Source organism: Pseudomonas sp. Tav-5-1A (genome assembly GCF_055755055.1).
Map to the genome: position 1 here is coordinate 2,665,617 of NZ_CM146901.1, position 11,576 is coordinate 2,677,192.

13 protein-coding genes are annotated in these 11,576 nt (G+C 60.8%); 8 read left to right on the forward strand and 5 right to left on the reverse strand.

Annotated elements, in window-relative coordinates; all coding sequences use genetic code 11:
- Positions 1-38: 38 nt before the first annotated feature.
- The 3 genes from AC0J42_RS12225 to AC0J42_RS12235 all read left to right on the forward strand — a co-directional run bounded on the left by AC0J42_RS12225 (position 39) and on the right by AC0J42_RS12235 (position 3,109).
- Entirely contained in the window at positions 39-767 is a 729-nt protein-coding gene (locus tag AC0J42_RS12225; RefSeq protein WP_473006330.1) for an Nmad2 family putative nucleotide modification protein, read from the forward strand.
- 199 nt (positions 768-966) lie between these two features.
- Positions 967-2,238 carry a PDDEXK-like family protein gene (locus AC0J42_RS12230; RefSeq protein ID WP_416423811.1) on the forward strand — a complete coding sequence of 424 codons (1,272 nt, stop codon included), beginning with the start codon at positions 967-969 and terminating at the stop codon, positions 2,236-2,238.
- 67 nt (positions 2,239-2,305) lie between these two features.
- Positions 2,306-3,109 carry an endonuclease NucS domain-containing protein gene (locus tag AC0J42_RS12235; RefSeq protein ID WP_473006331.1) on the forward strand — a complete coding sequence of 268 codons (804 nt, stop codon included), beginning with the start codon at positions 2,306-2,308 and terminating at the stop codon, positions 3,107-3,109.
- 171 nt (positions 3,110-3,280) lie between these two features.
- Here the strand turns inward: AC0J42_RS12235 and AC0J42_RS12240 are convergent, their stop codons facing one another.
- The 3 genes from AC0J42_RS12240 to AC0J42_RS12250 all read right to left on the reverse strand — a co-directional run bounded on the left by AC0J42_RS12240 (position 3,281) and on the right by AC0J42_RS12250 (position 4,254).
- Positions 3,281-3,535 carry a hypothetical protein gene (locus AC0J42_RS12240; RefSeq protein WP_416423813.1) on the reverse strand — a complete coding sequence of 85 codons (255 nt, stop codon included), beginning with the start codon at positions 3,533-3,535 and terminating at the stop codon, positions 3,281-3,283.
- A 178-nt stretch (positions 3,536-3,713) separates the two neighbouring features.
- A complete protein-coding gene (locus AC0J42_RS12245; protein WP_416423814.1) occupies positions 3,714-3,968 on the reverse strand; it encodes a DUF3077 domain-containing protein in 255 nt (84 codons plus the stop codon).
- Positions 3,969-4,032: 64 nt separating this feature from the next.
- Positions 4,033-4,254, reverse strand: coding sequence for a hypothetical protein (locus AC0J42_RS12250; protein ID WP_473006332.1), 222 nt, complete (start codon positions 4,252-4,254; stop codon positions 4,033-4,035).
- A gap of 444 nt (positions 4,255-4,698) precedes the next feature.
- Here AC0J42_RS12250 and AC0J42_RS12255 point away from each other — a divergent pair, with 444 nt between their 5' ends.
- Together AC0J42_RS12255 and AC0J42_RS12260 are read left to right on the forward strand one after the other, a co-directional pair.
- A complete protein-coding gene (locus AC0J42_RS12255; RefSeq protein ID WP_416423816.1) occupies positions 4,699-4,959 on the forward strand; it encodes a hypothetical protein in 261 nt (86 codons plus the stop codon).
- A 71-nt stretch (positions 4,960-5,030) separates the two neighbouring features.
- On the forward strand, positions 5,031-5,540 hold the full coding sequence (locus AC0J42_RS12260) for a helix-turn-helix transcriptional regulator (RefSeq protein ID WP_473006333.1): 510 nt from the start codon (positions 5,031-5,033) through the stop codon (positions 5,538-5,540).
- Between the two features lie 175 nt (positions 5,541-5,715).
- On the opposite strand, the gene AC0J42_RS12265 is transcribed toward AC0J42_RS12260, so the two are convergent.
- Both AC0J42_RS12265 and AC0J42_RS12270 read right to left on the reverse strand, forming a co-directional pair.
- Positions 5,716-6,423, reverse strand: a complete 708-nt coding sequence (locus tag AC0J42_RS12265; RefSeq protein WP_473006334.1) for a cupin domain-containing protein — start codon at positions 6,421-6,423, stop codon at positions 5,716-5,718.
- 17 nt (positions 6,424-6,440) lie between these two features.
- Positions 6,441-7,268 carry a GNAT family N-acetyltransferase gene (locus AC0J42_RS12270; protein ID WP_473006335.1) on the reverse strand — a complete coding sequence of 276 codons (828 nt, stop codon included), beginning with the start codon at positions 7,266-7,268 and terminating at the stop codon, positions 6,441-6,443.
- A 501-nt stretch (positions 7,269-7,769) separates the two neighbouring features.
- Between AC0J42_RS12270 and AC0J42_RS12275 the strand changes: the two genes are divergently transcribed.
- The 3 genes from AC0J42_RS12275 (at position 7,770) to AC0J42_RS12285 (ending at position 11,506) form a co-directional block, all read left to right on the forward strand.
- The gene (locus AC0J42_RS12275; RefSeq protein ID WP_473006336.1) at positions 7,770-8,441 is read left to right on the forward strand and encodes a haloacid dehalogenase type II; all 672 of its coding nucleotides are present in this window, start codon (positions 7,770-7,772) and stop codon (positions 8,439-8,441) included.
- A gap of 64 nt (positions 8,442-8,505) precedes the next feature.
- On the forward strand, positions 8,506-9,780 hold the full coding sequence (locus AC0J42_RS12280; RefSeq protein WP_473006337.1) for an NAD(P)/FAD-dependent oxidoreductase: 1,275 nt from the start codon (positions 8,506-8,508) through the stop codon (positions 9,778-9,780).
- Between the two features lie 82 nt (positions 9,781-9,862).
- Entirely contained in the window at positions 9,863-11,506 is a 1,644-nt protein-coding gene (locus AC0J42_RS12285; protein ID WP_473006338.1) for an ABC transporter substrate-binding protein, read from the forward strand.
- Positions 11,507-11,576 lie beyond the last annotated feature (70 nt).

An 11,576-nucleotide genomic window follows, 5' to 3' on the forward strand; every position in this document is an offset into this window, starting at 1 on the left:
AGCAGTTCGATGTTTGTACAGTCAGTCAGAGGGTAAGGATGAAACTGCTCAAGTACGTAATGACGCATGATTCGGGCTTAGCCCCCAACCCTTTCTTTGGCGTATGTTCGCTGGCGCTGTGTACGCCCAATCACATGAATGCGCGCCTGGTACCGGGGGACTGGGTCGTCGGGCATTCGACCAAGGCCACCGGTAACCGGCTGGTATACGCAATGCGCCTGACGAAGGTGCTCGGTATGGACGAGTATTTCCACCAGTTTCCAGCGAAGCGCCCCGACCCGGATGGTTCTATTGAGCAGCAGTATGGGGATAACCTGTACTTTCGCGAGAACGACCGATGGCGGAGGTTGCCATCGGCTCAGCACAACTGGATTGAAGCGTTCAGGCATGACCAAGGGCGCAGGGTTTATCTGGCGGAGGGGACGGATCGCTTCTGGTATTTCGGCGCAGACAATTCCGCGCCGTTTCTTGCTGAATTGATGGACCGGTTTCCCTGGCTGGTGCAGGGCCGACAGGGCTTTACTTATGTTCATGATGTGGAGCGTATTCACGCTTTCGGGCATGCGCTGGAGGCGCTAGGGCAGAGCGGGCAGCTGGGGCGGCCGCGTGACCAGCAACAGTTCGTGGAAGACAGTTATCTTATTTCTATCGATCCCGAGCCGCTTTGGCTCAAGGCACCACAAGACGACAGGGTCTTGGAAGGGCCAACCGTAAATCGCTGCGGAGCTCGTTGGACGTTGCCGAATGAAATCAAACGAGGTTGCTGAGAACAATCTCTTTTGATCTGTACCGGTGGAGTGTTTGTTGCTCTTGAGGATGCTATTTGGCATTATTTGGCCATCATCTCTCCCGGCTAGAGCGTTGCACGACCGAATGACCGCTCGGCATAGCGCTAGCTGAACTGCGTCGCCAATGGGGCTCCCATGGTAACGCCTCCCACTTCTCTTACGTAGTGAGCATTAGCGCATGGATGCAACACCTGAAGCTGTAGAAGCGTTCCTGTGTGCCCCTAAACTGTCCGAACTCTGTGAAATCCTGAAAATCGGCGATGACATTTTGGACGTCATCAACCTGAGCGAAAACCAGCACTCGGATTTTCTGGCTTGGTTATTTGACCCTCGCGAAGGGCATGGCCAAGGTGATCAGATTGTCCGAGACCTGCTGATCACCGCCACTCAAGCAGCTGCCGAGTGTGGATTGGATGGCAGAAGCACTACGGCTCGTTTCTTTGCCGATTGGCCGCCATCGCGAATTCGCACTGCCAGCTTCGGCAGCGTATTTACGGCTCGTGAATTAGGGCTGAAGGCCACTGAACGGGTTGATCTGTTCGTGATTGACCCAGACAACAAGTTTGTGTTGTTGATTGAGAATAAAGCAGGCACGGCTCACAGCCAAAACCAACTGGACGGTTACCGTGCCAGCTGGCAAGACACCGTAGCCAGTAATCCCCATCTAAAAGATTACGACAGCGTCTTTATTGCACTCGATAGGGATTTTGTCGGGGGTGACTGGTCTGACCGGCCTTCCAATGGCTATTGGTTGCATTTGGGTTATGACTGGCTGAAAGCATCGGCTGATCGTGCATTGTTGCACGTAGAGCGCGGTAATGCGGCCGCCAGGTTGGTGGTGAGCTACTGCAACCGGCAGACTGATTGGGAGAGCCCCGCGAGTCAGCGAGCCATTACCTTGGCTGCGGAGCTGCATCAAACCCATGGTGCCGCAATCAGGCATTTGCTTGAAGCCAACACTGGTCGTCTCGAAAAATGCTGGCTGCAAGACGGCAGCTCTACGTACATGATTTTCATGCTGCAGAACAAGGCAGCTTTTTCTTTCCTTCGTGAAACCCAGGGCATGGCGTCTATCAAGGAGACGTTGGTGGCCAAGGTGCCTGGTTTCAGCCGAGAGAATATCGAACATGCCCGAGCGTGGCTCGATATCTGCCCTCCTGGGTGGGAGCGGTTCAAAGGGGAAGACTGGTGGCCAGTGTACCTTCATGTCAGGTACACAGATAGCACCAAGACTAAATATGACGTTGCATTGATTCTTGATACGGGCTTCGCAACTTCCGAAGCGGAAGGTGAACGATTGCGCGAATTCCTCATAGTATTTGACAGCCGATTTGGTAAGCATCAAGGTACTTCATGGCGTAAAGTGGTGCTCCAAAAGGAGGTCGGCGTTAATGATCTTATCCGCAAGCTTGAAGAGTACGCCGTTCGCTTGAAGACGGTCTGTTCTTAGGCAAGTCGGGCGCGACGGTATTTACTAACCTGTATTAACCTGATGGATATTTCTATAGGAGCGCGCGGTGACTGATGTTCCCCGCTTGGCCGTCTGGCAGATGGTTCGCGAAGCAGTGCAGCAGATGAGTGGTGAATGTACATACACTGCGATCAGAGCCAAAGTTAGGTCAATGTATGGAGCTGATGTCAATGGCAGCTCTATGACTTGCAGCATCATCTCTGGCGCAGTGAACCATCCATCTCGAATTCACTACGGAGAGAACAAAAAGCCACGCCTCACTGAGTCGGATTACGACTACCTATACAGCACGGGTCGCGGCCGAGTTGTTTGGTATCAGCCTGAAAAACATGGCGTATGGGAAATTGCGAAGTCAGCCGACGGAACACTGAGCGTTCGCCTTGCTGAGGGCGTTGACGAGAATCCGCTGTCGATAATCGAGGACGAACATTCGCCGGATGAGGCGTATGGAATGTTCGCTCTTGAGGCTCACCTGCGTGACTACCTCGCTAAAAAGCTTCCCAAATTGCCGGGCCATGACGTAGCTCTTTCGCTTTACCACGCAGTTGATCGCGATGGTGTGGAGTTCCAGACGGATGTTGGTCCAATTGATATTCTGGCTACGGGGAACGGTGATTTTTATGTGCTCGAACTGAAAGTAGGGCGAGGGGCGGATGCGGCAATGGGGCAGATTCTTAGGTATATGGGGTGGGTGAAGGAGCATCTTGCGGGCGAACGGAATGTATACGGAATTATTGTGGCATCGAATATTGGGCAGAAACTGCGATATGCGGCTTCACAGGTGCCGAATGTTCGCTTGATGGAGTATGACCTTGCTGTCTCGCTTCGATCTGTGGCTCTGGGACAGTGACCGATAGGGCCCTCTCTGCAAGGCTACTGACTTTCGTGAAACGATGTGCGATTGCTTGACAGCATGAGCTCGATTTGAAATTCATTTTTTGCCAAAACCACCGGCCCCCCTGTCACAAGGTTGAAGGGGGTGCCGGAGAAGGGCCTGAATCTTCTTCGCGGTAACCAGCCCCTACTTACACTTCACCAGAACAACCCGACAAGTCCCCGGCGTCCCCCCACTTCTCCCTGCATACGTCGCACAATCACGCACCGCTTTCCCCTCGGCAGCCTTCGCATTAGGCCCCCACGCCAACCCACCTTCGCCCTGTGTAGGCAGCGCTTTGGCATAACACCGCGAACGATCGCTCGCGCACCCCGTCATCAGCAAGGCCAGCAAAGCGGGCAGCGCCCAGGTCAAAACGGTACGGCCGGTCACTCTGTTCATTCCACATTCCATACGGCAAAAAACGGCGTCGTCCGGCATGAAGCCGAACGTTAGGCGGTCATTATGCGGCAGGTGGGGCCGTAGAAAAGATGAATTCTGTGTTGAGCGTAATGGTGTGGCCGAGGGCCAGCGCAGCCTTGCGGCAGCGGCTACGGCTGCTGCTGCTGCAGGGCATGGCTTACCTCACGGCAATCAACGCATCCACCAACCCCTTGGCGCCTTCGATGTGGTGCAGGGTGGACCAGGCCAGGCCTTTTTCGATGCCGTCGCCGTCGGTGAGTTCGTAGGCGGAGTCGTAGGCGCAGCGCAGCAGGTGTGCCAGGTGGCACAGGGTGTCTTCCAGGCTGATGCCTGGGTTCACGCTGAAGAACGGCTGTTGTTGCGAGTCGCGCATGCCGAAGGGCAGGGCGGTGGTTTCCTGGAAGTCGCTCATGATCAATGTCCCTATGTGTAAACCAGCGTGGCCGCCCGGGGCAGCCACGTGCAGCGCGTTGCGATTACCAGGCTTTACGCCAGCGCCAGAATTGCCACCATCGAGGCGGTTTGGCGGTGTGCAGGGCTTCGTTGCGGCGTGCGACCTCTAGCAGGGTGCTTTGATGCACGAAGTGTTCGACCACGCGCTTGGGGTCGAACTCGGTTTGGGGCAAGGGGGAGGCGTAGAACGGGTGATCGGGGGGTGGTTTTTTGCTGAAGGGTGGATCGGGGGTTGGCTTGACCATGATGGAACTCCCAACAAATGGAAAGAACCTCCACCGCATCGTGACCAAACGAATAGGTGGCGGCTGTGCGAGGGTTGGTCAACCGGAGTTGGGCACCCGGCGCATCCGAAGATGCCCCGCGCACAGCTGCCATTAAGCTTCACACCTGCCGTAGTGGCGGGCGTGGATGGCGACGCTAGTGCGCCCAATTCTCGGGTGACCAAACCCGGCCGCTGATATGCAGCGGTGGCGGGAGATTAGTAACGAGAGGTGATTGGCGCAAGCGTGAAAATGTAAGCTAATTATTCGATTATCGTGGAAGTTGTAGGAAATTTCCTAGGATTTTTCCGATAGATTTGTTTCTGGAAATGTGCGGACACGTCCCCGGCTTGCCCCTGCATCGCGCGTCTGGCATGGTTGTCACTTGACAACCGATTGTCGTCATCCCATGCTGGAGAACTGCTGATGGGGCGTACCAAGCATCCGAAGAAGGAAATCGAAGCAGCCTTGCAGCATGCCGAGTCGCAAGGTTGGGTAGTGAAGCTGGGAGGGGGGCACGCTTGGGGAAAAATCTATTGTCCCTTCAACGACAGCGAATGTCGTTGTGGAGAGTTCTGCATCACTTGTGTGTGGAGCACCCCCAAGAACCCAACGACCCACGCTTCGCAGCTGTGCCGGGTGATAGATAACTGCTCGCGGCAGCGGGAAAAGCTCAAAACTGAGTAAAGCAAGCCCAGCAACATTACGTTCAAAAGCAAGCAGAGCAACCTAGCAAGCCAATCCACGGAGCAACAGGGATGGAATTTACCTTCACTCTCAAGTACCAACTACCCACCCACGACACCGACGCGCTTATCGAGCGCCTGGCAGAGCAGGGGTGTGACGATGCATTGGTCGGCGTAGGCCAGCCAGGGCGGCTGGGGCTCGAATTCGTGCGCGAAGCCGCTTCGGCCAGGGAAGCGGTTGAAAGCGCGTTGGCGGACGTTCAGCGGGCGGTGCCCGAGGCCCGTTTGATTGAGGCGACACCCGATCTGGTGGGGCTTACCGATGTTGCCGAGGTGATGGGGGTAACGCGGCAGAATATGCGCAAGCTGGTGGTCAGTTATCCAACCTTTCCAACGCCGGTGCATGAAGGCAGCTCTGCGATCTGGCATCTGGCCGAGGTGCTGGGGTGGATGGAGGGTAAGGGGTATCAGCAGGTGCCTCGCGTTGTGCTGGATGTGGCGCGCGTGGCGATGCAGGTGAACATCAGGAAGGAAAATGCGCGCGTGGCGGGTGATCCTGGGATGGCCGTTGCGGTGTTTTAAGGCCTGGCAGCACTGGCTACGCGATATCTGTAGCAGCGGCCGCCAGGCCGCGTCATGAGCAACGCGGACCGTAATTCAGCCAGGGACACTGAGGCGTTCTTTTCGCGGGCAGAGCCCGCTCCCACAAGGGTGCCCGCCACAGCACCAGCCAGTGCCCACGGGTTGCGTTCGGGCCTCAGGTCACCGCGTAGTATTTGCGTACATAGCCCGTGCTCAACCACCCACAAGGCGTGCCTTTCGCCACAAACACCGTATCCCCCGCATGCACCACCAGTTCCTCCCCGCCAGCCAACCGCAGCGTCACCTTGCCTTCAGTCAGGTGCATGAACTCATGGCACAAATGCCCACGGCTGTGCCGCTCATAAGCCGTCGAATCCCACACGCCAACTCGTAGCGGGCCCTCTTCAAACACCCCCTGCGCCCGGCACTGCGGCGCGCGGCTGATGAGGATCTGGTCATCGGGCGGCGCCGACGGGCTCAGGTGCAGGTCGCGGTTCACCACGGTCAACCCAGGCACCACGGCCGCCTCGGCGCGCGTGGCGGCAAACCAGGCCCACAACCCATCGGCGCTGGCATCCAGCGCAAACGCCGTGCCCCGCGCAATTACCAGGCAGTCCCCAGCCTTCAGCACAATCGTCTGTTCATTGCTGGTAAAGCTCAGCTCACCCTCATGCACCACCAGCGTTTCAGTGAACGGGTAGGCCGCCACGTCGTACCGGCCCGAGACGGCCGCCAGCCCCGCAGCGAAGCCCTGTTCATCGCTGAACACGGTGCTGCGGTACCCGCCGAACGGGTCGCCTTCTGCCAGCGGGCCTGCTTCACCGGAGTGAAACGCCGCACGCCCATCCGCAAACGCCAATACCCTTGCAACTGAAGCCGACATGTCACTTCCTCAATCAATCAACCAATGGCCTGTGTCACCAACGCAAACGCCTGCACGCCTTCGCAGGCCTGGGGTATTTCGCCGCGGCTCATGCAGGTGACGGTGTCGATGCCGGGCAGGCCGACGCTGTCCAGGTAACCTTCCAGGCCGCAGCCCACGGGGATGTCGATGCGCACGAAGGCGTCCGGCACGCTGGCCAGCAGCTGGGCGATCAAGGCTTGGGCCTGGGCGGCATTTTGCGCCACCACCGGGCCGATGCAGCGGCCACGGCCGAACGGGCGAATGATGGCAAAGGCCTGCAGCTGGCCGTCCACGTCAAGGCCCACAGCCTGCTCGATGTCGGGGAATACGGCGTGCATCACCGCGCCGCGGTCCAGGCCGGTGGCGGCGCTGGCCAGGTAGCTCATGCGTGGGTAATCGTCTGCGCCCAGGGTGCGGCCAGCAGAAGCTGCTGCAACCACGCCAACGGTGCCCTGGCGCTGCTGGATCTGCCCGAACTCGACGAAGCCCATTTTCCGGTACAGCGGTGCGCCGGCCACGGTGGCATTCAATAGCGCGGTGCGCGGGCCGACGCTGTCCAGCGCCAGGTCCATCAGCCGGCGGCCGATGCCGTGGCCCTGGTATTCGTCGCTGACGATGACCAGGCCGATGGTCGACCAGCCGCCCTGGTGGCAGGCGAAGGCCGAGCCGATGACGCGGCCCTGGTCCAGGGCCACGAAGCCGTCTGCGACGCTTTGCAGCATGGCCCAGTCCTGGGCGCGGTGCGGCCATTTCAAGGCGACGGATAAAGCATGGGCGGCCGGCACGTCGGCGGCGGTCATGGGGCGGTACTGGAAGTCGGTCATGGGTGGCTCCGTTTGAGTCGCGATGGCGCCTTGTATCGCACCTGCACCAAGGGGGTGGCAATAGGGTGGGGCAAGTTCGGCAGATTGTGCAGCGCCATGACGGCCGCGCCACATTAACTGCTTCAACCCGGACGGCCGCCAGCAGTAAATACCAGAGGCAGCCCAAGATAAGGCCTGCGCACGCACCTGGCGCCCGTCTTGCATTGGTCTACGCTGACGCAGAATCTGCTGTGGTTTATTGGGGCCGCCCGCGCCACCCCCGTATTTCGGGCCCAAAACAGCGCACTTTTTTGCGGTTTGCCCGCGTGTGGAGCAGGAAGCACGCTCTGCTGCCGGAACGCGTCAAAACGGTTTTTTGTGTTTTCAAGGCTGCGCTTTAAACGCCATCTGCTGAATTCACGGTGTTGTAATGAAGTCGCTGCGCAACGGAGGGGTTGCCCTCCACGGGACTGTATACCGGGCCTTTGCGCCACAGACTTCCACGAACTCAGGAACGGCACCATGAGCTTTCTTCGCCCGAAATTCATTACCTTCGACTGCTACGGCACCCTCACCAATTTCCACATGGGCACCATGACCCGCGAGCTGTTCGCCGACCGCGTGCCGGCTGACAAGATGGACGCCTTCGTCAAGAGTTTCTCGGCCTACCGCCTGGATGAAGTGATGGGCGACTGGCAGCCCTACGACGTGATTCTGAAGAACGCCCTAGAGCGCACCTGCAAACGCTGGAACGTGGCCTTCAAGGAAGCCGAGGCGCGCCTGTACTACGACGCCGTGCCCACCTGGGGCCCGCACCCGGACGTGACCGCCGGCCTTGCGAAAATCGCCGACAAGATCCCCCTGGTGATTTTCTCCAACGCCAGCGACTCGCAGATCATGTCCAACGTCGACAAGCTGGGCGTGCCGTTCCACAAGGTGTTCACCGCCGACCAGGCCAAGGTCTACAAGCCGCGCCTGGCCGCCTTCGAGTTCATGCTGGACAACCTGGGGTGCGGCCCGGAAGACGTGCTGCACGTGTCCTCCAGCTTCCGCTACGACCTGTTCTCGGCCCACGACATGGGTATCAAGAACAAGGCCTTCGTTGCCCGTGGCCATGAGCCTGCGGCCAACGCCAGCTACGGGTACAACCAGATCGCCGACATCGGCGGCCTGCCGGGCCTGGTCGGTCTCTGACCGTTCGCCCCTGGCTGCCACTGCGGTGGCAGCTGCACTCAACCGTGGCCCGCAGGAGCAAGACATGAGCAGTGAATCCTACTGGTTGGACACCGCACCGGCCTTTGGCCTTGGCCAGGTGGGCCCTGTGGAGGGGCAGGTGGACGTGGCCATTGTCGGCGGCGGTTTTACCGGCCTGTCGGCGGCCCGCGCGCTGGCGATGAAGGGCGCACGGGTGGCGGTGTTCGAGGCGGGCCGGGTGATTGGCGAGGCGTCTGGCCGCAACGGTGGCCAGTGCAATACGGGGGTGGCCCAGGACTACGCGGCGCTGTCGGCCAAGCTGGGTGCCACCCAGGCGCGCGAGTTTTACCAGGCCTATGAGAGCGCGGTGGCCAGCGTCGATGACATCGTGCGCAGCGAGGGCATCGACTGCAATTACCAGCGCAACGGCAAGTTGAAGCTGGCGGCCAAGCCCGAGCATTTCGCCGGCATGGCCAGGACCTACGAGTTGATTCGCCGCGAGGTGGACGCCGACGTCGAGCTGCTGTCGGCCGAAGACGTGCGCAGCGAGGTGGACTCCAGGCAATTTCACGGCGGCCTGCTGCAGCGCAACGGTGTGCAGATGCACGTCGGGCGTTTCGGCGTGGGCCTGGCCGAGGCGGCGGCGCGCAAGGGTGCACTGATCTACGAGCACGCCGCGGTCAGCCAATGGCAGGCCAAGGCCGGCGGCTACCAGGTGCACACCGCGCGCGGTGTGGTACAGGCGGGGCAGTTGCTGCTGGCCTCCGGGGCGTCGCAGGTGGGGGACTTGAACTGGTACCGCCGGCGCATGGCGCCCGTGGGCAGTTTCATCATCGTCACCGAGGTGTTGCCCCAGGCGGTGCTGGCGCGCCTGTTGCCGGCCCAGCGCTCGTACGTGACCAGCCGCATCATCGGCAACTATTTCCGCGTGACCCCGGACAACCGCCTGCTGTTCGGCGGCCGGGCGCGCTTTGCCATGTCCAGCCCGCGTTCGGACGCCAAGAGCGGCGAGATTCTGCGCGCCGCCCTGGCGCAGATGTTCCCTGAGCTGGCCCAGGTGCGCATCGACTATTGCTGGGGTGGCCTGGTGGACATGACCGCCGACCGCTTGCCACGCGCAGGCTCCCACGACGGCATTTTCCATTCCATGGGCTACAGCGGCCATGGCGTGCAGATGTCGGTGCACATGGGCCGGGTAATGGCCGATGTGCTGGACGGCAACGCCGCCGCCAACCCCTGGCGCAGCCTGGACTGGCCGGCCATTCCGGGGCATTTCGGCAAACCGTGGTTCCTGCCGTTGGTGGGCGCGTATTACCGCCTGCAGGACCACTTGCACTGATTGAACCTGCTTTCGCTTCAAGCACGTTCGCGGCCAACCGCGAGCCCTTCGTGTAACCCGATTATCGACAGGTAGCACCGCCATGACAGACAAAAAGGTCGAATCCGCGCTTATCACCGGCCCCGACAGCGTACGTATCTTCGAAGGCTTGAACCGTGGCATGTCGCGCCGTGAAGCGCTGCGCATGCTCGGCGTGGCCGGCATCATGGCCAGCAGCGTGGGTGGCTTGCTGGGCGGCGCCGGCTCGGTGTTCGCCGCCGAGGCCGACGCCGGCCCCGCCACCGTGGGCAAGAAGGGCGGGCGCATTCGCGTGGCGGGCATGTCCTCGTCCACCGCCGACACCCTGGACCCGGCCAAGGGCGCGCTGTCCACCGACTACGCCCGTCAGTACATGTTCTACAACGGCCTGACCCGTTTCGACTCGCACCTGGTGCCGCAGCTGGAGCTGGCCGAGAAAATTGACCACACCGACGCCAGCCTGTGGACCATCACCCTGCGCAGCGGCGTCACCTTCCACAACGGCAAGTCGCTGACCGCCGACGACGTGGTGTTCTCGCTGACCCGCCACAAAGACCCGGCCACCGGTTCCAAGGTGATGCCGCTGATGGAGCAGTTCGCCGAAATCAAGGCCACCGGCCCGCTGGAAGTGCAGATCAAGCTGACCGCGCCGAACGCCGAGCTGCCGTCGATACTGGCGGTGTCGCACCTGTTGATCGTGCCGGCCGGCACCACCGACTTCAACCTGGGCATCGGCACCGGGCCGTTCACCGTCAAGGAGTTCCGCCCCGGCGTGCGCTCGGTGGCGGCGCGCAACCCCAACTACTGGAAGCCGGGCCTGCCGTACCTGGACGAGATCGAGTTCATCGCCATCTCCGACGAGCCGTCGCGGGTGAACGCGCTGCTGTCGGGCGACGTGCACATGATCAACGAAGTGAACCCGCGCTCCACCCAGCGCATTGCCGCCAGCGCCGGGCATAAAGTGGTGGACGCGCCGTCGGGCAACTACACCGACATGATCTTGCGCCAGGACCAGATGCCTACCCAGAACGCCGATTTCAGCCAGGCCATGAAGTACCTGCTGGACCGCGAGCAGGTGAAGTCGGCGGTGTTCCGTGGCTACGCGGTGGTGGGCAACGACCACCCCATTGCACCGGGCTCGCGTTACTACAACGCCGACCTGCCGCAAACCCCATACGACCCGGACAAGGCGCGCTTCCTGCTGAAGAAGGCCGGCATGAGCAGCGTGAAGATGCCGCTGGTGGCCTCGCCGGCGGCCACAGGTTCGGTGGACATGGCGGTGCTGCTGCAGCAGTCGGCCAAGCAGGCCGGCCTGGACCTGACCGTGAACCGCCTGCCGCCGGACGGCTACTGGTCCAACCACTGGATGAAGCACCCCATCAGCTTCGGCAACATCAACCCGCGGCCGAACGCCGACATCATCTTCTCGCAGTTCTTCCAGTCCACCGCGCCGTGGAACGAATCAGGCTGGAAGAACGAGCAGTTCGACCAGTTGCTGATGACCGCGCGCGGCGAGACCGACGACGCCAAGCGCAGCCAGATGTACAAGGACATGCAGACCCTGGTGCACGACCACTGCGGCATCGGCATCCCGGTGTTCATCAGCAACATCGACGGCGTGGATGCGCGCATCAAGGGCTACGGCAGCAACCCGCTGGGCGGCTTCATGGGCTACATGTTCGCCGAACAGGTGTGGCTGGACGCGTGACCTGAGCTTTAGCGGGCCTGTGGGAGCTGGCTTGCCAGCGAGCTTTTCCAGGCCCCCAAAAGCTCGCTGG